At 40.9% G+C, this 21,439-nt stretch carries 20 protein-coding genes and 1 riboswitch; of the genes, 1 reads left to right on the forward strand and 19 read right to left on the reverse strand.

What is annotated here, in order from left to right; translation table 11 throughout:
* Positions 1–87 precede the first annotated feature (87 nt).
* The 9 genes from AAEY99_RS11315 to hinT all read right to left on the reverse strand — a co-directional run bounded on the left by AAEY99_RS11315 (position 88) and on the right by hinT (position 7,565).
* The gene (locus AAEY99_RS11315; RefSeq protein ID WP_101086836.1) at positions 88–933 is read right to left on the reverse strand and encodes a DUF6279 family lipoprotein; all 846 of its coding nucleotides are present in this window, start codon (positions 931–933) and stop codon (positions 88–90) included.
* Positions 934–1,253: 320 nt separating this feature from the next.
* Positions 1,254–2,252 carry a phosphotransferase gene (locus AAEY99_RS11320; protein WP_101086835.1) on the reverse strand — a complete coding sequence of 333 codons (999 nt, stop codon included), beginning with the start codon at positions 2,250–2,252 and terminating at the stop codon, positions 1,254–1,256.
* 36 nt (positions 2,253–2,288) lie between these two features.
* Complete coding sequence (gene pnuC / locus AAEY99_RS11325; protein WP_101086834.1) at positions 2,289–2,999, reverse strand: nicotinamide riboside transporter PnuC; 711 nt, start codon at positions 2,997–2,999, stop codon at positions 2,289–2,291.
* A 5-nt stretch (positions 3,000–3,004) separates the two neighbouring features.
* Entirely contained in the window at positions 3,005–3,265 is a 261-nt protein-coding gene (locus AAEY99_RS11330) for a hypothetical protein (RefSeq protein WP_101086833.1), read from the reverse strand.
* A 53-nt stretch (positions 3,266–3,318) separates the two neighbouring features.
* The gene (locus AAEY99_RS11335) at positions 3,319–5,520 is read right to left on the reverse strand and encodes a TonB-dependent receptor (RefSeq protein ID WP_101086832.1); all 2,202 of its coding nucleotides are present in this window, start codon (positions 5,518–5,520) and stop codon (positions 3,319–3,321) included.
* 55 nt (positions 5,521–5,575) lie between these two features.
* Positions 5,576–5,683, reverse strand: a riboswitch (TPP riboswitch).
* Between the two features lie 125 nt (positions 5,684–5,808).
* Positions 5,809–6,201: a YcfL family putative periplasmic lipoprotein gene (locus AAEY99_RS11340; RefSeq protein WP_101086831.1), complete on the reverse strand. Its 393-nt coding sequence runs from the start codon at positions 6,199–6,201 to the stop codon at positions 5,809–5,811.
* Between the two features lie 37 nt (positions 6,202–6,238).
* A complete protein-coding gene (locus AAEY99_RS11345; protein ID WP_101086830.1) occupies positions 6,239–6,706 on the reverse strand; it encodes a PaaI family thioesterase in 468 nt (155 codons plus the stop codon).
* Complete coding sequence (locus tag AAEY99_RS11350; RefSeq protein WP_101086829.1) at positions 6,703–7,212, reverse strand: PaaI family thioesterase; 510 nt, start codon at positions 7,210–7,212, stop codon at positions 6,703–6,705. The genes AAEY99_RS11345 and AAEY99_RS11350 overlap by 4 nt, the downstream gene beginning before the upstream one ends.
* Entirely contained in the window at positions 7,212–7,565 is a 354-nt protein-coding gene (hinT, locus tag AAEY99_RS11355) for a purine nucleoside phosphoramidase (protein ID WP_162023370.1), read from the reverse strand. The genes AAEY99_RS11350 and hinT overlap by 1 nt, the downstream gene beginning before the upstream one ends.
* 203 nt (positions 7,566–7,768) lie before the next feature.
* Between hinT and AAEY99_RS11360 the strand changes: the two genes are divergently transcribed.
* Entirely contained in the window at positions 7,769–9,526 is a 1,758-nt protein-coding gene (locus AAEY99_RS11360) for a M61 family metallopeptidase (protein ID WP_351010543.1), read from the forward strand.
* Positions 9,527–9,668: 142 nt separating this feature from the next.
* Here AAEY99_RS11360 and AAEY99_RS11365 read toward each other — a convergent pair whose 3' ends face one another.
* The 10 genes from AAEY99_RS11365 to nirB all read right to left on the reverse strand — a co-directional run bounded on the left by AAEY99_RS11365 (position 9,669) and on the right by nirB (position 21,217).
* Positions 9,669–10,520, reverse strand: a complete 852-nt coding sequence (locus AAEY99_RS11365) for a CsgG/HfaB family protein (protein WP_350997025.1) — start codon at positions 10,518–10,520, stop codon at positions 9,669–9,671.
* A gap of 2 nt (positions 10,521–10,522) precedes the next feature.
* A complete protein-coding gene (locus AAEY99_RS11370) occupies positions 10,523–10,924 on the reverse strand; it encodes a curli assembly protein CsgF (RefSeq protein ID WP_123776865.1) in 402 nt (133 codons plus the stop codon).
* A 12-nt stretch (positions 10,925–10,936) separates the two neighbouring features.
* A complete protein-coding gene (locus tag AAEY99_RS11375; protein ID WP_242445135.1) occupies positions 10,937–11,515 on the reverse strand; it encodes a curli production assembly/transport protein CsgE in 579 nt (192 codons plus the stop codon).
* Positions 11,512–12,144: a LuxR C-terminal-related transcriptional regulator gene (locus tag AAEY99_RS11380; protein ID WP_351010545.1), complete on the reverse strand. Its 633-nt coding sequence runs from the start codon at positions 12,142–12,144 to the stop codon at positions 11,512–11,514. The genes AAEY99_RS11375 and AAEY99_RS11380 overlap by 4 nt, the downstream gene beginning before the upstream one ends.
* Positions 12,145–12,297: 153 nt before the next feature.
* Entirely contained in the window at positions 12,298–13,842 is a 1,545-nt protein-coding gene (locus tag AAEY99_RS11385; protein ID WP_351010546.1) for a curlin, read from the reverse strand.
* 41 nt (positions 13,843–13,883) lie between these two features.
* Complete coding sequence (locus AAEY99_RS11390) at positions 13,884–14,417, reverse strand: curlin (protein WP_351010547.1); 534 nt, start codon at positions 14,415–14,417, stop codon at positions 13,884–13,886.
* A gap of 489 nt (positions 14,418–14,906) precedes the next feature.
* Complete coding sequence (locus tag AAEY99_RS11395; RefSeq protein ID WP_351010548.1) at positions 14,907–16,697, reverse strand: bifunctional protein-serine/threonine kinase/phosphatase; 1,791 nt, start codon at positions 16,695–16,697, stop codon at positions 14,907–14,909.
* 115 nt (positions 16,698–16,812) lie between these two features.
* On the reverse strand, positions 16,813–18,279 hold the full coding sequence (locus AAEY99_RS11400; protein WP_101086823.1) for a NarK family nitrate/nitrite MFS transporter: 1,467 nt from the start codon (positions 18,277–18,279) through the stop codon (positions 16,813–16,815).
* Positions 18,280–18,290: 11 nt separating this feature from the next.
* Complete coding sequence (nirD, locus tag AAEY99_RS11405; protein WP_101086822.1) at positions 18,291–18,617, reverse strand: nitrite reductase small subunit NirD; 327 nt, start codon at positions 18,615–18,617, stop codon at positions 18,291–18,293.
* Positions 18,614–21,217 carry a nitrite reductase large subunit NirB gene (nirB, locus tag AAEY99_RS11410; protein WP_351010549.1) on the reverse strand — a complete coding sequence of 868 codons (2,604 nt, stop codon included), beginning with the start codon at positions 21,215–21,217 and terminating at the stop codon, positions 18,614–18,616. Before nirB ends, nirD begins: the two co-directional genes overlap by 4 nt.
* Positions 21,218–21,439 lie beyond the last annotated feature (222 nt).

Raw genomic sequence — 21,439 nt, forward strand, 5'->3', positions numbered from 1 at the left:
ATCCTAGCTGAAATCGTTGTTGTAGTAATAGACCCGCTGAAGATTAAAATTATTTCAGCTTTGGAGACTAACGGATAAAAATAGATATTATCTGTCTAAGTGTAATTCAGTTAAATCTTCTACTAATTCAGCTAATTTTTTATCAAAGTGCTTACGTTGTTTTTGACTAAATGTTTGATTAAGCGTAATCAACATTGAGCCAAACTTACGGGTATTTCCGGTAACATTATCGCGATAAACCTCTGATTTCAGTTCATCTGGCGAGATCATTAATAATTTCATTTGTTGGGTAAAATAATCAGTTTGCTGACGGCGTTTCAGTGCTTGTTCAAATTGACTTAGCCATTCATGGCGATACTCAAGCCACATGTCTAACGTGGCTAAACGCTGCGTATTAGCTTGATGAATAATGTTTTTTTGTTCATCTGTAGCATCGCCAGTCCATTCAGATAATTGCTTGGCGATTCTTTTATCGGAGTCTTTTATCAATTCAGCTTGATCTTTGCCGGCGTATTCTTCGATTAATTCTTGTTGTTCTTTTTTTAGCTGCGCCAGTATCTGATCAACTTGTCCATCAGATAAGCTCGCCATAATAGGTAACAGATCAGGCATAACAAAATCGAAAATTCGGGACCAATGTGCCTTCGCCATTGACACTTGGTTAAGCCATAGCTCTGGGGTCATTGTTTGTTGATTAGTCAATGTCGATAATAAAGACAGTTGATCACGATAACGCGGTAATTCTTGTTGGCGATGCCAGACTAAAAACGATTCAATAATAATATCAAATTTATCTTGCTGTTCTGAGGTTAACTCTACGTACTCTTCAACTTCCCACTCTATCGCCCAATCCAGAAAGAAATAGCTTACTTTGGTTGAGCAGCCGACAAAAAATAAGCTACTTAACAGTAGGATAATCAATTTTTTAGACACAGATAATTCCTTTATCAAAATTTATATCAAATCCAGTAATGATGTGATCAATCAGAGTCACTCAGATTTTTCAGTTTGAGACGCATTGTTGAAAGAATGGTTGTTCCCTTATGAAACAATGCAACAAAAATAGAAAGTCTGAATGACTCCCGCAGGACGGGTTTCAGAACCTTCTATGCTGCTTAATATGATTTTGACGTAGAAAAACTATGTCTATAATCTTATTACTTGTCTAGTAGGCGCTGAATGACCAGATATTTATTAGAACTGGTATTACTTCACTTATACTTTATCAGAAGCTTGTACTTTATCAGAGCATATTAGCAAGTGATTAATGTAAAATACTTTGTAAAGTATTGTAAGTATTGTGTAGATTTTTGCGGTTCTTTGGCTGCCATTAATAACGCCCACATTGCCGAGAATAACCAAAAACAATTTATTGCGGCGGGTAATGCCGCTTTGGCCGCAGACACATCGGTGAGGCTAGCAACCTGACAATATTGCATAATCACGTTATCGATTAATTGGTTAGCTTGCATCGTTGATAGTTGATGACTAGCCACGACGCTGGCTAAATCGAACAACGGATGGCTCGCCACAGCATATTCATAGTCTATACAAAGCAGTTGCTGAGGGGCACTGCCGCTAAGCAGTAAATTGTGTGGAGTTAAATCTCTATGACAAAAAGTCGGCAGCAACACACAGGCTTCTAACTGCGATAACCAATGTCGAACAAGCCCATTTAAGCGTAACAATTGCTGCCTCGCATCATGCCATTGTGGATCTTTTTGCGACCCCGTTAATGAATCTAATTGGTATGCATATTGTTGCCATTGCTCACTAACGGTAATGCTTTTCTCCGGCACCGGCAACACACTGAGTTTACAAAATAATGCACTAAGTAAAGGAACGGCATCCACAGCCGAAATGGATTGATTTGTCGATTGCCCAAGCGATAAGTGACTGCGCATTGAGGCAAATATCGACCAGTCTGTCTCTGGTTGATCAATAAACTCACTCAGATACACTTGCTTATCATCACTGACCCAAATCAATGCAGGTGCAATGTTAGCCACAATTGCAGCTTGCCAACATTCAACTTCAAGCGCTCTATCGCACCAATTACTGTGAGGCTGATTTACTCGTAAGACCTTATCGCCATCTTCACAAGATAACTTAATATTAACATTACTGATCCCTGTGTTAAGAAAAGACACCGCAGTACATTGCGTAGCAAGCTGCTGAAATAATGTGGTTGGCATGGCTTTGTTGATTATATTAAGCACATCGATAGGTAGAGATAACAACGGCTGGGACATCAAATATTTACTCTAATAAAATGATATTATGGTTGGTTATGCACCAACCACCTCTTGACTCGTATTGTGTTGCGTTATTATATGATGACGATATTTCTTACGCCACATCATGTATCCGCCAACTGCCATTGCGACGTATAAAACAAACAAACCCGATGTCAGCATTAAGCCTTTTTGGAAGTAAAGGTAAATAGACACAAAATCAATGACGACCCAATAGAGCCAATTTTCCAGCACTTTTTTCGCTACTAGATAGGTTGTAACGATAGCAAAACAAGTGGTTGCCGCATCGATATAGGGAAATGCGGCCGACGTGTAATGAGCCATTAAATATCCCACCAGCATAGACACTAATGATGTCGCGCCGATAAGCCGAGCGTGAGTACTCCAAGACCAACTGGTAATATTAAGGTGATTGGTTTCTATGTTGTGCTGAGTACCATTATGCAGCTCAGAATTGTGCAAATTGCTTTGCTGAGAAGGTGGCACGTGCAACCACAGCCAATAACCATATACCGCCATCCCCATATAATAAATATTAAGGACTGACTCCATCAATAACGATACATTCCAAAATAGTACAGTGTAAATGGCGGTACTAATAAATGCTGCCGACCAACACCAGATATTAGTCCGCATAGCAAGAATTAAGTAAGCAAGCGCTAGCATAACGGCAACAGCCTCCCAAAACGTCATTAATGACGCTTCACTAAAGGCTTGTTGTAGCGTTATAAATAGATCATTCATTGTGGTTATTCGCTATGAGCTAGGTTGAGCTCACCACCGATAAATTTACACACAAAAACAGCTTTGCCCCACTTTTGATGTGCGGCTTGCATTTCAACGGCTAGCATCGACATTACATCAGCATACTCGCCACAGACTTGGGTTGCCATCGCGTTAGTCACTCGTTGAATATTGTCATAACTATCCACTCTGCCGATAAACCATTGGATAGGATCGAGATAGTTTTCATTGAACGGATACATACTGATTTCTGCAGTTAACTTCATTTCTATTCCTTAATAAAAACCGCTGCAACAAAGGCTACAGCGATTTTGTGTCATTACATAAATTGAACTTCTAATGTCACACCAATTTGGCGCGGATCACCGTAACGAATATATTGTTTATCGACCCAATCTTGATCTGGTTCGTTGCCAAAGTAAAAGCCTCGCACACCATATTGTTCATCAAACAAATTGCGGCCCCATAAATATGCCGACCATGTTGGCGTTTCATAGCCTAAACGGGCGTTATAAATGGTATAGGCTTCTGACTGAGATTCATTGCTGTCAGAATAATAAAACTGGCTTTTACCACTGGCATTCACGTTTGCAAACCAACCAGAATCAGCAACATAAGTCATACCAGCACTGTAAGTAAATTTAGGTGAATGCGCTAAGTCGCGCCCAGATAAATCGACGGTAGAACCGTATTTGTCACTGTATTGATATTGGCCATATTCAGTTTCCAACCAACCGAAACTACCGTAGAACTCAATATTTTCTGTTAAATACCATTTTGCATCGAGTTCCGCGCCATAGTTACTTGAACTGCCAGCATTTTCGGTAAATAGAATAAAACGCTGCGGGCTATCTGGGTCTTGTAAAGAGGCGGCAACTTGTTGGTCTTGGCGGTCCATATAAAATAGCGCCAAGGTAGAATCCACTTCTCCATCAAACCAGCTCGATTTTAAGCCAACTTCATAGTTATATAAAATCTCAGTGTCGAACTGTTTCTTGTCAGACAATTCAGCAGGCAGTGTCATATTAAAACCACCCGCCTTATAACCGCGGGCGACACGAGCATAAGCATTGTGATTAGGATTAATGGCTTTTGACAACGCAATATGGCCGCCCCACATATCTTCTGATGGGGCAAAGTCATCTTTATTGCTGTCACTATAATCACTATCGCGGCGCTCGAAACGCAACCCAGTCGACAATAAGTAATCATCACCTAAATGGCTGTCTAATTGACCAAATATGGCATAGTTTGTCGCCTCATAGTTTGACTGCAACACTTCATCTGGCCAGGTGTTGTATTCCGAGTATAAGTCGTTATCTTCTTTCAAATTCATCGCGTATACACCCAATAACCAGTCGGTACTACCGGCGAAGATGCGTCCTGCATCTTTGGATGATAAACGGAACTCTTGGGTAAAGGTTTTACGATCGCCCTTTTTGTCCCAGGTGTAATCATAAACACACGGCTCAGTACCTGAGGCCGCTCCTGCGTCGTCATACACAGTACATGCTTTACTCGCCCAATAATCCGAATTGGCCCAATCACCATCATATCCATTATGATGATCAGTTTGCGCAAATGATGTTAATGATGTGAAGTCAAATGCTTGCATACCCGTGTATATGAACTTAACCCCTGCTCCAGTCGTTTTTTGTGTATCAACACCGGGTTGGTCAGTTAAGGTATTACTGCGATTATTATCTAATGTCCACACATCGTAACCATTATCAAAATTGGCATGCAATAAGGTTAAATCAACTTGAAGATCGTCAGTAGCGTACCAACGGAACTTAGCCCTAGCCGTTAACTCATCACGTTCATTGGTATCATCACGGTTAAGATAAAGGTTGTCACGGTAACCATTTTGATTGTGCTGTTCTAGTGATACACGGTAGAGCAATTTACCTGAGTCATTGAGTGGACCAGAGCTAAAACCAGAAAGAGTACGAAGATTGTCATCACCTAAACTGACTTTTGCGCCATGTTCAAATGATTCGGTAGGGTCATTACTTTTTAAGTAAATTAATCCAGCTAGTGCATTAGCACCATATTGAGTACCTTGTGGACCGCGCAAGACTTCAACTTGCTGCATGTCGTACATACTCGACACCATGCCAAGGCCTGATAGGTCGATGTCGTCGACCACAAAGCCAACCGATGAGTTAGGTGCACCTTGATATTGTTCTTGTTCGCCGACACCACGAATTTGGAAGTATTTAGGACGAGAACTGCCACCAGACCAGTTAAAGTTGGCAATAGAATTGAGCACATCTTCAAAATGTTGCGCCCCTTCGTCTTCTAATTGCTGGGCATCAATAACCGTCACGCTTGACGGCATTTTATCAAGGCTGATATTACTAAAATCAGCATTAACAACAATCACTTCCATTTTTTCATATTCGGGAGTGACATTTTCAACATCGGCCGTTTTAGCCATAACCACAGGCGAGCTTAATGCCACCATTACCGCTAAGGCAATAGGTGTTTGGTGTAACCTAGTAGAGTTTTTCGTAAACATAGGACCTCAAATAGTGATTTTGAGATCCGGCAAGAGTAGCGAATAAGAGGTGCACATAAATAGTGTGGCCCATTCCTACGCCGGTATAAGCCGGATCAGGTTCTAAGGGTTCGTCATACAGACATCTCAGTTCAGGTTTTACTGAACACCCCTTGGCGATCACGATTATAAACTAACTTCACCATGAATACACGAGCAGCGATACAATTTGATAACGCAAAAATATAATTGATTAACTTTATATTAAATATCAGTAATCATGTCTCTTCAAGTTCTCTGTAGCGTGGCTTAATTTGAGAAAGCTTCGCGCACATAAATCTCAAATCGAATAGCTTGTGTATTGGGCGCTACCGCACCCACTTGCAACTGCTGTTTACCATGTAATTTAACCGACTTCCAACTGCTTGCTTCATCCTCAACTGTAAATCCGCTAGCATCGTACCAAGTGAATTTATATTGTAGACGTAGGTCAGTGCTCGATTTGCTTTGAATTAGCGCCGATGCTTTGATTAAGTCAGCAACCATGACAGATGAAATATCCACAACATTGACATCACTGGCAAAAGAGCTGCTATCGACTCTAACCTGCCCGCTTGAGTCTACCGAAATACCTGCCGTGTTATGCGCACAGGCGCTAAGCAACAATGCTAATGCGAACACAAATATTGACGTTATTTTCATGCTATCTCCTTATTTGCTGTTAATGTAAAGCGTTGACTTAATCTATCAAAAAATGTGCTCTGGCAGTGGCTATCAATTGTTTACGGTTGGTTTGCCAACAGTTCATACTGACGTTAGCCACACGGCGGCCTTGGCGAGTAATTTTACATTCTGCAAAGGTATCTTGATGTAAACCTGCGCGTAAATAGTCAATTGAGAAATCAACAATTTTAGGTACTTTCTTGGCTTGCATAAATACCATTAATTGCACAATTGCCGACATTTCCATAAACCCAGCAATCACTCCGCCATGTATTGCAGGTAAAATCGGATTACCAATGTTGTCATCTTTAGCCGGCAGTCTAAATACCATTTCATCACCAAAACGGGCCACTGACATGCCAATAAATTGTGAGTAAGGTACTTTCTCAAGTAGGTAACTATAATCATTCAGTTCAATGGCACGTTTAACCACATCTTGAACATCTAAACCCTTTTGTGTCTCTATTTGGGTTGGCTCACTCATGATTTCGCCCCCGGTAAATTCCCCATTAACACTTGACGAAACTCTTCGCCGACCATTTCTGGACTAATTCGCATAAAAGAACCCACCGCGTGAGCGATAGGTTCATCAATACTGTCTTGATATGCTATCGCACGGGTAAAAGCAACGCTTGACGATAAACGATAGCATTCAGCAAAGGCATAAACCGACTTATGAGGCTCTGCGGGTTTCATGTAGTCGACACGTAAATCCAATGTTGGAGACAACTCTAACGATTGGTACTTCTTCAAAATGGCGCATACCACGGCTGTGCCACAAGCGGTATCTATCAAGGTTGTGATCACCCCACCATGAATGACTCCGGTGTCGGGGTAACCAATAATATCTTGACTGTAAGGTAACTCAATTAACACATGATGCTCACTGGCTTCTTGCACTGAAAGCCCTAAACGACGGCACTGAGCTAACTGGTTGACAAAACGGGTGGCGACTTCAGTTAATGGAAAAAAATCACTGTTAATTTTCATTATCCACGACTCAGCATTGGGCCTAATGGTTTACCCCCTAAAAGATGCATATGAATATGGTACACCTCTTGACCACCATGCTTATTGCAATTCATGATTAAGCGATATCCATCTTCAGCAATACCGGCTTCATCGGCAAGTTTGGCCGCTACTGTTATCATCCGCCCTAATGCTAATTCATCAGACGCTTTAACATCATTTGCTGTCGCGATTAAATGATTGGGAATAATCAGAATATGCGTAGGAGCTTGCGGAGCAATATCCCGAAATGCGGTGACTAATTCATCTTGGTATAAAATATCCGCTGGAATTTCACGGCGGATAATTTTGCTAAATATGGTTTCTTCGGCCATTTGGATGCCCTCATTAGATAACTGCATTGATGCTATTGATAATACTATCAACTCTTTGAACTATCACTCCAGTAAAAACGCTTTTTATGGGTAATATTTTGCCTAAAATGGGATTCGTTTGCTTAAGTGAGTCAATTTTGGCAGCATTGGTTATTATAGCTCAATCGTTTTGATTGCGACTTGCCACTCATTCGGAATTCTTTATGCATTATCATATTCATGCGGTCGACCCAAAAGCTCATTTATTTGAAGTGACCTTTACGCTAAAAAACGCCAATCCATCTCAGATTTTTTCATTACCAGCATGGTTACCTGGCAGCTACATGATCCGCGATTTTGCCAAAAATATCATTGAAATTGATGCCAAAGAGAATCTACAATCGCTTGCAGTCACTCAATTAGATAAACAAACATGGCAATTGAATAACCAAGGCAGTGATATCACTCTGTGTTATCAAATTTATGCATGGGATTTGTCTGTTCGCACTGCACACCTTGATACTAATCATGGCTTTTTTAATGGCAGTAGCGTGTTTCTAGCGGCTAATGGTCTTGAGTCACAATCACATACCGTCACCATTGCCAAACCTGCACTTGCAGAATTAGCTCATTGGACGCTAGCCACCAGCATGACTAGAGCATCAGGTGAACAATTTAGCTTTGGTGATTTTAGCGCTGAAAACTACGATGACTTAATTGACCATCCCGTTGAAATGGGTGAACTGACCGTCGAAACCTTTTTCGCTGCTGGTGTGCCACACGATATCGTACTCAGTGGCAAACACAGGGCAAATATGGCTCGATTAGCCAAAGATTTACAAGCGATTTGCGAATATCAAATCAATTTGTTTGGCACTCCAGCACCCTTTAAGCGTTATGTGTTCATGACCACCGTTTTGGACAATGGTTTTGGCGGTTTAGAACATAAAGCATCAACAGCGTTAATGTGCTCTCGCAACGACTTACCTTTGTCACTCGATGCGCCAGTAGATAAAGGTTATCGCACTTATTTATCACTGTGCAGCCATGAATATTTCCACTCATGGAACGTTAAACGGATTAAACCTGCTGAGTTTACGCCATTTGATTTATCACAAGAGTCTTATACTTCTCAATTGTGGGCATATGAAGGTATCACGTCATATTACGATGATTTAATTACCTTTAAATCTCAGTGTATTGATGAGAAAGGTTACCTTACTTTACTCAGTCAAATTATGACTCGAGTATACCGAGGCGAAGGTCGCTTTAAACAAACCTTAAAGCAATCAAGTTTTAATGCTTGGACTAAGTTTTATAAGCAAGATGAAAATGCCGCTAATGCAATTGTCAGCTATTACACTAAAGGCGCACTATTTGCCTTGTATGTAGACTTAACTATCCGTATTGAAACCCAAGGTAAATACAGCCTTGATGATGTTATGCGTACACTTTGGCAACAATATGGTTTAACGGGTATAGGTACTGAATCGTCAAGCCATCAACAGATTGTTGAAGCGCTATTAAATCGCCCTTGTGACGATATCTTTACTTATCTCGACAACACAGACGATTTGCCACTAAAAGAATTACTGGCTCAAGTGGGCGTGAATATGAGTTTACGGGCCAGTGAAGGTGTAACTGATTTGGGTGGTGCTGATGCTACAGGTTATAACATTGGTTTTGGTGCTAAAACAAAAGCGGAATCATTAGGGTTAAAAATACTAACGGTTAGTCAACACAGTCCTGCACATCAAGCGGGATTAAGTGCGGGTGATTTATTGATTGCAGCAGACCACTTGCAAGTAACCAATCAATTTGAACAGCAACTGCAAAGTCGAACCCTTGGCGAACAAATCACTTTGCATTGGTTTAGACGTGATGAATTGATGCAAGGAACATTAACGATCAGTGAAGCGGCTTTAGACACAATTTCGCTTAGCATCATTGATGCGACTAAAACACAATTGTGGCTTGGTTAAGACTAAGAAACAATTATCAAATTTGAGAATTGATTTACTGAGTGCCATCAATATTAATCGCAAATTTGAATTAAAAAAGGATATCAATTTGATATCCTTTTTTATAAATATTCTCTATTACTATACAAATGTATCAATACGACTAGCTTTGCTTAATCCGTTCTAATACTTGATTTTCAGTATGTGCTTCTAACCAGTATTTTTGTAATGTTGGGTTTTTTACTCCAGATGCTGCATCAAGTAAATTCCAAGCTCGTTTCCAAATACCGTCGGCAATCATATGTACGACCGCACTTTCTATTGCCGCGGCAATACACAAACTCACAGGTTCATTTGAGGTATAACCCGCCTCTGACTCTAATAATTCTTGCGCATCAATAAATTTAAATACACCAGCAGTAATTTCTTTTGAAATAACGGCCTTAGTGGTTGTTACACTGCTTAATAATCGACCGGTACGGATATCAACCGCGCGTAAATTAACCGTTATACTATCGACACGGTATTGACCCGATACGCCGATCCCCAAATAACGAGCACCTGCGCCACCGGTTTTAATATTGGTATCGTAAGCCACTATGCCACCTTCCATAAGAATTTGGGCACTGTTTAATTGTGGCAACTTACTGGCATCACCATTGAGTCCTGCACGAACAATTTTTCGTTCTGTCAGTAAATTTTGTAACCCTTCACGCTCAACAGGCACAAACCAAGCAGAATCATTGAGCGCCTGAGCTAAGAAAGCCGTTCCAGACTGAGGTACTGCAGTTGAAAAGTTACTCGAAGGTATCGGCTTGTATTGGCCCGTTTGATCACGGAAATCATACACTGCAGCCACCATACTTCCTTGGGGGGATGGTAAACTGACTAAATCGTAATAAGTCTCGCCCTTTGGCATTAAACTCGTGGTAGCTTCAATACCGTCGAATTCACTTTCTATCGAAGAACACGCGCTCAAAGATAGGATAAATAAGCTAAGCAGTAGTCTTTTCATGATTAGCCCCCTGTTGATGCGCCGACAATACCACCAACTTCGATGATGGTCGTCTCGCCGGTTAATAAATCAGTAATGTGAACCAGTAACGATCCATCTTCATTGACCACATTTATCTCAAAGTCATCGGTTTTTAAATAACCTTCACCACCATTTGCCGCATCATTAAACAGTTGGCTCATTAAGCGTGACTGTAATGAACTAGCAAGCCTGTCCAGCGCAGTAGGGGCAACATAGGAGGAACCACCTTGATGTTCATTTTGCGCTGACGCATTTGCCAATAAATAACTACCATTAAGGTAACTGCCCCCAAACGCAGGGTTAACTGGGGTATATACCAGTTGCGTCGCGGCTAAGGGAAAACTAAATGATGTTATTGATAAAATTAGTAATAATTTTTTCATATACATTCCCTACTAAAACTCATCAGGAGCAAGATCGGGGTCTGAAAATGCCGCCCATCTTACCTGTTGTTGATATTGCAACAGGGAAGCATTGACCCGCTTTGCTGCCATGTTCGCTTGTGCATCAATATTTCGCGATGCTGGGGATAAAAACGTCACAAAAACCGGCTTGCGATTATGCAACACTAAAATTTTACTACCACTTCTTGCAGTGGCTTGTTCTACAACAGTGAGCCCCGAGTGGTTGCTCATGCCATTGATATCACGATAAGCGCTAACAAATTCTCGATAAAAACGGTGGCCAAATCTTGTCATGGCTCTATTTAAGATTAATCCGTCAATTAAATCAGCTTCACGCTTAGGCTTTGCATCACTGACACTCGCTACAGGTTCAATTGACTGCAATAAATTCTCTTGAGCTTTTGAGGCGGTGGATTCTGGAATAACTTCATCTGTGGTGGGGGCAATGTTAGCTTTTGTAAATTCTGGAACATTAACGTCAACATCTTTACGATCATCAGCGATAGCATCACTTAATAAAACGGCTTGACTCGCAATCAAGCAAATGAGTATCACTGATGGATATTTCACACTCTCACCTCATGCATGTGAGTTTGTGCCCAAGCAATGGCTTGACCACGACTAGACACACCAATTTTTCGAAACGCACGATAGAGATGCGTTTTAATGGTAGATTCACTGACAAATAGTTGATTAGCGATATCGAGATTAGTACTACCAGACAATAACGTTTGTAATACCTCACGTTCACGAATGGTCAGTTGCTCACTGTCATCGTCATGGTTAATACTCATTAACGATTGATAGAGATCTTGAGGGATGACACTACGGCCTTTGAGTATTTCATTTAAGCCGCTACTAACATCAGCTAAATTAGCATTGGTATAGAAGACACCCGTTGTGGTCGATGGATGAATTAAAAATTTTGCATCAACTTGTTTGGGGAAATTTAGAAAAACGGTACGAACACCACAATATTCACGTTCAATAACACGCTGTAATTGATATGCTTGCTGGAGATCAATCGTTGCTAAATCGAAAACCACTATTGAGTTGGTTTGTGTGGAAAGTAACTTCGACATATTACTCGGCTGAGCCTTGGTTAATCTAACCAAAAATTCTTGTGGCCAGCGTGATTCGAGTAAGTCAATGAGCAGCTGCGAACGCGAAACGATCATCCAATTTTCAACTTTAAACATTCCTAACACTCCATGTGGTATGAATAAACGGTGGTATAAAGAAACTATCATATTGATATTAAGTCCATATCAACATCTATAAGTTTAGCAAGTGGATTACTGCATAACAATTAGTCAAAAGGGTGCTTACACACCCTTCATTATACTTTAGTACTACATACCTTGAGTAATCGTCACTGTATTACCAAACCCTATGCTGCTTACAACTGCTGAATTATTGATATCGGTTTGGGTAACATAAACCACATTGCTGCCATCACCAGAGACATATACATCAGCTAAATGATTGCCACCAGTTTGATCGATAACAATTTCGTTAGCTTCGCCCCATTCAGATTCAGCATATGCTTCGTTATGATGTCCAGACTGGTCTATATCAATAACTGATGACAAATCAGCAGCATCAGCATAGGCCTTGTTATGATGGCCATCTTGATCAACCATAACGACATTATCGGCCCCCCACGTTCCAGCACCGATCCCTTCACCATAAAAGTTGCTGCCATTGGGTTTGCTATTAACTTCATTATGATGCCCAGTTTGATTTACTGTAACGGTACTTAATCCGCCATCGTCAGTTGATGCACCTGCATAGTTATGATGACCCGACTGGGTGATTGTAATTGTGTTATCAAAACTGTACTCCCCTTGAAACACTACGGCTTCGTTTGCGAAACCCGCTTGCGCAACCGTAGCGGTATCATCCATACCCTCTTGGTCTACAGTCGCACTATTACCAGAACCTGAATTACCGTTACCGTTGCCATTCCCAAGAGTTAAAGAACTTTGAGTCACTGTCGCAGTGTTGCCTACATTGGACTGATTGACGGTTGCAACATGCTCAAAGTCCATTTGCATTACCGTTGCGACTTGATTTAAACCATATTGGTTAACTTGAGCTTCATGATTACCGCCATTTTGTGTCACATGTGCATCATGAGATTCACCATTTTGATATACATCAGCCATGTTAGACAAACCTGCTTGCTCAACTAAACCAATGTTACCATTACCTATCTGCTCTAATGTTGCGACCGTATCATCGCTACCTGAGCCGCCATAATTCTGGTTATTTTGCAATATATCACCATCGTTGTTTGAACCAATTTGGGTTAACGACGCACTTGCAGCATCTGACGCTTCCTGTTGAATATAAGCATTATTGCTAGAGTTGCCGGATTGATTAATGGTTGCATCTGCATAATCTGACCAATGATTATAAACTTCAGCAGTATCCTCACTTCCAGTTTGATTAACCGTAGAATGTGCACCATCACCATCATTTTGAGTGATGGTTGCTAAGTTACCGTTGCCCATTTGATTAACAGTTGCTTGCGCATTTTCACCATTAAAAAATTCTTGTGTTATATCTGCTTCGTTACCGTCACCAACTGATTTTACAAAGGCACTAGCTGTACTTGTTGCATTATGTTGGTCAATCAAAGATGTATTATCATTTCCCTCCTGATTTGATGAAGCTTGGGAGTTTGCCGTTTCTGCCTGTAAAATAGTTGAAAGATTATTATTACCGAGCTGCTCAATAGTTGCATTATTAGCAACACTATTGCTTTGTTGAACAACCACCGCGGTATTTAGCTCTCCCTCTTGACTAACATCGGCTTCGTTACTGCCTGCATACGCACCAGCAGAGGTCAATAAAGCTGCTGAGATTAATAAAGCTAATTTAGAATATTTCATCTTTGTATTTCCCTTCATTTGGTTGAAATAAATAACTCAAATTAATTACTCTGAGTCACGCTAACGTTTTGCATTGTTCCCCATTGAATAACGCCAACAGCACTTCCATAACCATTCTGCTGGATCATAATGGTATTATCACTTCCGGTCTGACGAATAACTGCTAAGTTGTGTGTTCCAATTTGACTCACATCCATTAGCAAATTGCTTCCTGCCTGACTGGCAATAACTCGATTACTAAACCCTGATTGGTAGATACTGGCTTCAATATCCGTCCCGGACTGGAATACAGTAACGCCATTGAATATGCCTTGTTGATGAGTAAAAATTTGATTGTTGTAGCCAAATTGACTTGAATCAAACTGATTATTGAAACCGCTTTGATTTAAATTAATGGATAGTGCATCACCAAACTGAGTTACATTGGCTGTATTATTAATGCCTATGGCAAGTTCATTAATATCACTCAAGTCTTGTTGGCCAAGGCTAGAAAAAGACATCACACACAGAAAAATAGCTAGAACCTCAGTTGTTGCATTAAGGTAATATTGATATTTACGCTTGTTCAAGGTCATATTCATGTCCCCGGGTTATTAAACATCAAGAACATCTTATTCATGTCGCTTAATAACTTTTACATTCATTGTTTCGATATTGTGGCTCTGTCATACCACATTCGAATCAACCTTGAGTATTAAACCAACATAGACCTATAGGTTATATTAATTCCACCCCCAGACTTAATTGCAATAGTTCATCTAATAAATTGATCTAAATCAATTTTATGTTAGTTTTTTGAAAATAAAAAACAACACGTATGACAAAAAATTTATTTTTTAAATAATGGAATTTTATTTTTTAATAATTAATGCTATTTACGTTTTTTTGATGTAGGCGGATAGTAGATATGAATAGCGCTATTGATATAGATAGGGTTATAAATAATTATTTCAATGTGAAAAATTATCACATAAAATATAATTATTTATTAATAAGTTAATTTATTTATACGTATTAATTTACTACTCACTTGTAAGCTTTATGTTTAAAACGCACTCTCATAATCAATTATTCAGCAAAGAAGCCACTAAACATATAAACAACACGATTGAAATCACTTGCCAAAAACGTACTGGGTTGCGAGTTATAATGGGCACATAATCATTTATTGTGTGATTCGCTTTGGCAGTGGTTAATTGATGAATTAATTCACAGGTATCCGCTTGGCGTAAATTAGGTTCAACATTGAGTGCTTTTTTTAATGCTACGTCAATCCACTCTGGCACCATTGGGTTTAATTTATGTACACTAATATATTCTAAACGTTGGTAATCCTGCCGCGTTCGGCATTTCTCGAGTTTGCCTTTAAAAGGCAATTGCCCAGCCAACATCTCAAAAGCAATCACTGCAAGCGAAAATAAATCGGCACGACCATCGGCCTTATAACCCAGTATAACTTCAGGGGCAGTGTAATCAGCCGTACCCAAAATACGATCTCGAGTTAACGGACTACTAATTTCTGCCACTCCTTTGATATAACAAGAACCAAAATCGATGATTTTAACTACCCCTTCTCGGGTGATAAAAATATTATCCGGTTTTAAATCTTGATGCAGCGTTTCGCGACGGTGAAATGCTCTTATCCCTAATTCGATTTGTTTTAGCAACAGTAACACCTCTTCTACTGGGGCCTTTTTATGTTGAGTTAACCATTCACCTAAGCTTATCCCCGATAAAAACTCGGTGACATAATACAAAGCGGACTTTATGTTATGTTGCTCTACAACCTTAACGACATGAGCACTGCTAATGCGCTGCCCTACCCAGCTTTCTAACATAAAGCGCTCTATGTAAGCGGCATCATCTATGTAATTGACGGAAGGTGTTTTCATGCAAAAGACTTGGTTTTGCCCATTGACGACTCTATACACTTGGCTGCGTTGTGATTGATGAAGTATATGAGTTACCTGATATCCATCAAGTTTCATTCCAACGCTAAGTGGGGGGGGGAATGGTTGACGCGACAAGCTTTGGTACACATCATCGATAGCTTGTTTAGGTAATTGTCTGACACTTAATAACTGCGCACTGAGATTATCTTTACTGCCTAAATCGAACGCCTTTTTATTCAACGCTAAGCAGAATTGTTCACACAAATCATCGCTAAGCGTTGGATGTTGCTGACAAAGAGCTGTCAATTTTCGGTGTATTTCAAATTCAGTGAGTACGTCATGAACTCCATCCGTTGTCAGTAAATAGAGGTCGTCAACTTCAACTGACAAGCTTTTATAGTCCACATCTAATTTAACATCCATCCCCAAAGCACGAGTAAGATATTGGTTTGATGAGTTAATATTAGTACTGTGATCATGAGTTAATTGCAGTAATTCGCCTCGGCGAAAACGATAAATACGTGAATCGCCCACATGCAACATGTGCACTGAACAAGACTTAAATACCAATGCACTAAAGGTACATACAAAGCCACGTCTGGCATCGCGATAGTCTTGCCCCAATCCATACAGCCAACGGTTTAATGCTGTTAATACTTTGGTACTCGATGTTTGCACACTCCAAGTTTCTGGGGTCGAATAATAATCTGCAAGAAAATTACTAACACTAATGGCAGACGCATGAGCCCCACCTTCAGCGGTACTGACACCATCACTGATAACACTAACAACACCTTTCGACGTAAGTGGTATCCCTGAAGGAATACGAATACCTATGGCATCTTCATTTTGCAGTTTACGTCCTTTTTCAGAAGCTTGGCCTACAACAAGCTGCAAAGTTGCAGCAAAAGGAAGCATGGCATCTACACTATCCATCGTTTGTTCTAATGACTCTGAAGCCATAAAACCTCTCACTCTAAGATTAAGCTGTTTTATCAATATAAAAACTCAAATTGCTTAAACATAAACAATTTGAGTTTTTATGGCACTATGTTGCTCTGGCTACTTTACTCGAGCACTAACTTACGCTGATTAAAGTGACTTCGCCTTGATCGTTTACTTCAGCAATATGACCTTTGGGTTCTTTCATAAAAAATAATGTCACAAAACCAAATACGGCACTTATCGCAATCACATAAAAGAAAATTTGAGTGGATACGATAGAATATACGGTTAAGAAAAACACTGCACCGACGTTACCATAAGCCCCTGTCATACCCGCTATTTGCCCTGTTAAGCGACGCTTAATCAGCGGCACAGCAGCAAACACAGCCCCTTCGCCACCTTGAACAAAGAATGAACATGCCATAACGACTGCGACAGCCAAAGGTAATGACCATGACGAGTCGATTTGTGCTACCGACAAATAACCAATCGCTAACCCTGCCGTTAATATTAACAAGGTGGTTTTACGACCAAACTTATCACTTAACCAGCCACCGCCAGGACGAGACATTAAATTCATAAAGGCATAGCTTGATGCCAACATACCCGCTTGTGCCATGCCAAGCTCGAACGTTTCTGCAAAAAATAATGGCAACATAGATACCACGGCAAGCTCAGAGCCAAATGTAGTGAAATACAGCACATTCAATACAGCAACTTGCTTAAATTGATAGCGTTCAAACTCAGGTACTTCCATTGAAAACAAATGTTTATTCACTTGGTATGTTTGGTAAAAATCGAACAAGAACACCACCACCAACCCAAGATAAATAAGGTAGGTTGCATCTTGAGTAAACATACTCACACCTGCTGGAGACAGTTTCCAACCTAACAGCGCTAGCGTGGCATACATTGGCACCTTCATAATGATCAGTAACACATAGTCACTTTTACTGGTCACTTCTAAGCCGCCGCCCTTTTTGGGCTTAAAGTAAGTCGAACCTTTTGGGGTATCGGTCACATTGAAGTAATAAACAAATGCAAACAACAAACTCATTAAGCCGGTAATGCCAATGGCATAGCGCCATCCGTCTGGGCCACCAAAAGCAAGTGCAACAGCAGGTAACGTAAAGGCTGCTGCAGCTGAACCAAAGTTACCCCATCCGCCATAAATGCCTTCTGCTGTACCTAACTCTTTTGCCGGAAACCATTCACTCACCATACGGATACCAACCACAAAACCAGCACCAATAAAGCCAATCAGAAATCGGGCTAAGGCTAACTGCTCAAAAGTGTCGGCTACCGCAAACATAAAACAAGGGATTGAACAGATACCCAATAAGGCAGAATAGGTGATCCTTGGACCATATTTGTCGGTTACCATACCAATGATAATCCGCGCCGGGATTGTTAATGCCACATTGAGGATCAACAAGGTCTTAATTTGTGATTTAGTCAGCCCTAAACTGTCGGCGATCACGCTAACAAGTGGCGCTGCGTTAAACCACACAACAAAGGTGATAAAAAACGCCATCCAACTTAAATGCATGATTTTCATCTTGCCGTGGAAACAGAAAATATTAAATTTTTCAGCACTCATATTGCACCCCTTTATGACTGAGCCAAGACAAAAACATTGCCTTGTTCAGTTTTAATTTCGAATGGTTTAACCACTAAATCAACATTTTCAATACAACGTCCGCTATCCAAGCGGTAATGTTGTTTATAAAGCGGCGAAGCAACACAAAGCTCACCATCGATTTCACAAATAAGTCCTCGGGACAATAAACTCACACCACTGGCAGGATCTACATTATCAAGGGCAAATAAACCGTCATCCCCTAAATTGAAAATGGCAACCGCACGTCCTGCTACCCAAGCCGCTATTCCGGTGCCTTTTGGCATGCTTGCTTCGCTACACACATTGACCCAAATCATGCTAATTCCTCCACAGCGAGTTGTGCTGCATCGTCTGTAATATCGTTAATAGCTATCGTTCCTGCCCCTGCGTCTTTAACACTCGGGAAACGTTGCTCACGAATTCGTTGGTAAGCACTGGTATCTGCTTCTGGCGCATCATTTGGATTAACAAACTCATTAAAGCGCGCCAAAAAGGCCGGTTGTTCAAGGCTGGTTTTCCACTCACATTGGTATGTCGCGGCAATATGGTCCATCTGCTGCTCTAAGGTCGAGTTAATCCCCAATGCATCGTCAATAACGACTGATTTTAAATACGCTAGACCACCTTCTAATGAATCCATCCAAGTCGAGGTTCGTTGTAATTTGTCTGCAGTTTTGACATAGAACATCAAAATGCGATCGATATATTTATAGAGATCTTCAGTGGATAAATCAGTGGCAAACAAATCACCATGACGGGGGCGCATACCGCCATTGCCAGCAACATACAAGTTCCAACCTTTGTCGGTTGCGATAATGCCAATATCTTTGCTTTGTGCTTCAGCACATTCACGAGTACATCCAGACACAGCAAATTTTAATTTATGTGGACTGCGTAAGCCCTTGTAACGGTTTTCTAAATCAATCGCGAAACCAACGGCGTCTTGCACCCCGTAACGACACCAAGTGCTGCCAACACAGGATTTTACCGTGCGCAATGATTTACCGTAGGCATGGCCTGTTTCAAAACCAGCATCAATGAGTTTTTTCCAAATTTCGGGTAGCTGCGATAACGTTGCGCCAAACATATCAATACGTTGGCCACCGGTTATTTTGGTATAGAGGTCATATTCTTGGGCAATTTGGCCCATGGCTATCAGCTTAGTTGGGGTAATTTCACCACCAGCGACTCGCGGCACAATAGAGTAAGTGCCGTTTTTTTGGATGTTGCCTAAGTAAGCATCATTGGTGTCTTGCAGTTGCACATGACTGCTATCTTGATTCAACACATATTGGTTTTGTAAGCTAGCAAATATGGACGCGGCGGCAGGTTTACAAATATCACAGCCATATGTATGACCACTAGCTGAAGGTTTTCCATGCTGAGTGATTAAGGTATTAAAATCATTAATGCCTTCGACTTGGCATAAGTGATACAAGGCTTGTCGGTCATGATCAAAATGGGCGCAAATTCCGGCATTAAAATCGAGTCCTGCAGCTTGTAAGGTTTGATCAATAATTTTTTGAACTAACGGCGCACAACCACCACAACCCGATGCCGCACGAGTACATGCTTTAATCTCAGCTATTTTATGGTTGCCGGCGGTCACGGCCTCAACAATGTCGCCCTTGGTTACTTGATGACAAGAACACACTATAGAAGTGTCTTTTAAATCGGCTTCGTTTTCTGCACCGGCTAGCAATAACTCAACTGCGGAACCTTCAATCTCGTCTTGAGACAAATAGCTATCGAGCAAGCGGCTGTAATCGCTGTTATCACCAATCAGCACTGCACCTTTTAAAAATTTACCGGTTTCGTCTAACCATAATTTTTTATAAATACCCGCTTGGTTATCAGATAACTCAACAAACTGTGCGTTATCAAAACCACGGCTAGCACCAATAGCGGCCACATCAACACCCAATAATTTAAGTTTGGTACTCATGTCTGCGCCGGTAAATGACTGCGACACGCTATTAGATGTTAATGAAGCAATATGCGAAGCGACCACTCGGGCCATTTGGTAACCAGGTGCAACTAAACCAAATATTTTTTGTTGCCATAACGCACACTCACCGATGGCATAAACATCGGGCGCTGAGGTTAAACAGTAATCGTCAATTTCAATGCCGCCACGTTCACCGATACAGATATTTGAAACTCGAGCTAATGAATCTTGTGGACGAATACCGGCAGAAAACACAATCATGTCAGTTTCAAGATAAGACTCATCATTAAAGGTCATTCGGTGCATTGCCGTTTCACCGTCAATAATCGCAGTGGTGGCTTTTGAAGTATGTACACTCACGCCGAGCTGTTCAATTTTACTGCACAGTAATTCACCCGCTTTATCATTTAGCTGAACGGGCATCAATTGTGGTGCAAACTCAACAACGTGTGTTTTTACCCCGAGCTGCATCATGGCATTGGCGGCTTCTAAACCTAATAGTCCACCACCAACAACCACCCCAACTTGACTGTTTTGAGCTGCGGCCTGAATCGATTCAAGATCTTCAATGGTGCGATACACTAAGCATTGAGCACGATCGTTACCTTGTATCGGTGGCACAAATGGAAATGATCCCGTTGCAAGCACTAAGCGGGTATAAGAATAATGATCACCTTGCGCGCTAGTCACCGTTTTGGCGGCAATATCAATTGCCGTAATAGGTGTGTTTAAGTGAAGCGTAATGCCCCAATCTTGATAATCTTGCGCGCTGGTTAACATCAGTGGATCGGCGCTACCGGTCTCGAAATATTTTGACAGCTGCACTCGGTCATAAGCTGGACGCGGCTCTTCACCAAACACGTGCACATCAAACGTTTTATTGAGACCTAAACTGCACACTTGCTCAATAAAATGATGACCAACCATGCCATTACCAACGACCACTAACTTGGGTTTTGAGACTGCCATATCCAACTCCTTCATGCCTTGGACCGTAAAAAGCAAAATGGCGCCAACTCCGCTTAAGGAGTTGGCGCCATTGCCTGTTGAGATCCAAATTTTTAAAATAAATTGTTGAGGTAAACGACCCCGTTAATTGCTGCCATTCACACTATCGTCAATCTGATACTTTATTCATTATATGTATTGTTTGCAGGCTCTATGCCAACTACAAAAAAGACTTAAACTATT

Origin of the sequence: Shewanella sp. S1-58-MNA-CIBAN-0166 (genome assembly GCF_040310085.1) — a bacterium.
GTDB lineage: Bacteria > Pseudomonadota > Gammaproteobacteria > Enterobacterales > Shewanellaceae > Shewanella.

Bases quoted from the DNA above. Each gene is read 5' to 3' on its own strand.
- AAEY99_RS11340 (WP_101086831.1), bottom strand. From the start codon at position 6,201: ATGAAAATAACGTCAATATTTGTGTTCGCATTAGCATTGTTGCTTAGC.
- AAEY99_RS11320 (WP_101086835.1), bottom strand. From the start codon at position 2,252: ATGTCCCAGCCGTTGTTATCTCTACCTATCGATGTGCTTAATATAATC.
- nirB (WP_351010549.1), bottom strand. From the start codon at position 21,217: ATGGCAGTCTCAAAACCCAAGTTAGTGGTCGTTGGTAATGGCATGGTT.
- AAEY99_RS11360 (WP_351010543.1), top strand. From the start codon at position 7,769: ATGCATTATCATATTCATGCGGTCGACCCAAAAGCTCATTTATTTGAA.
- AAEY99_RS11345 (WP_101086830.1), bottom strand. From the start codon at position 6,706: ATGAGTGAGCCAACCCAAATAGAGACACAAAAGGGTTTAGATGTTCAA.
- AAEY99_RS11395 (WP_351010548.1), bottom strand. From the start codon at position 16,697: ATGGCTTCAGAGTCATTAGAACAAACGATGGATAGTGTAGATGCCATG.
- AAEY99_RS11330 (WP_101086833.1), bottom strand. From the start codon at position 3,265: ATGAAGTTAACTGCAGAAATCAGTATGTATCCGTTCAATGAAAACTAT.
- AAEY99_RS11385 (WP_351010546.1), bottom strand. From the start codon at position 13,842: ATGAAATATTCTAAATTAGCTTTATTAATCTCAGCAGCTTTATTGACC.
- AAEY99_RS11380 (WP_351010545.1), bottom strand. From the start codon at position 12,144: ATGTTTAAAGTTGAAAATTGGATGATCGTTTCGCGTTCGCAGCTGCTC.
- AAEY99_RS11370 (WP_123776865.1), bottom strand. From the start codon at position 10,924: ATGAAAAAATTATTACTAATTTTATCAATAACATCATTTAGTTTTCCC.
- AAEY99_RS11390 (WP_351010547.1), bottom strand. From the start codon at position 14,417: ATGACCTTGAACAAGCGTAAATATCAATATTACCTTAATGCAACAACT.
- nirD (WP_101086822.1), bottom strand. From the start codon at position 18,617: ATGATTTGGGTCAATGTGTGTAGCGAAGCAAGCATGCCAAAAGGCACC.
- AAEY99_RS11335 (WP_101086832.1), bottom strand. From the start codon at position 5,520: ATGTTTACGAAAAACTCTACTAGGTTACACCAAACACCTATTGCCTTA.
- AAEY99_RS11350 (WP_101086829.1), bottom strand. From the start codon at position 7,212: ATGAAAATTAACAGTGATTTTTTTCCATTAACTGAAGTCGCCACCCGT.
- AAEY99_RS11365 (WP_350997025.1), bottom strand. From the start codon at position 10,520: ATGAAAAGACTACTGCTTAGCTTATTTATCCTATCTTTGAGCGCGTGT.
- AAEY99_RS11400 (WP_101086823.1), bottom strand. From the start codon at position 18,279: ATGAGTGCTGAAAAATTTAATATTTTCTGTTTCCACGGCAAGATGAAA.
- pnuC (WP_101086834.1), bottom strand. From the start codon at position 2,999: ATGAATGATCTATTTATAACGCTACAACAAGCCTTTAGTGAAGCGTCA.
- hinT (WP_162023370.1), bottom strand. From the start codon at position 7,565: ATGGCCGAAGAAACCATATTTAGCAAAATTATCCGCCGTGAAATTCCA.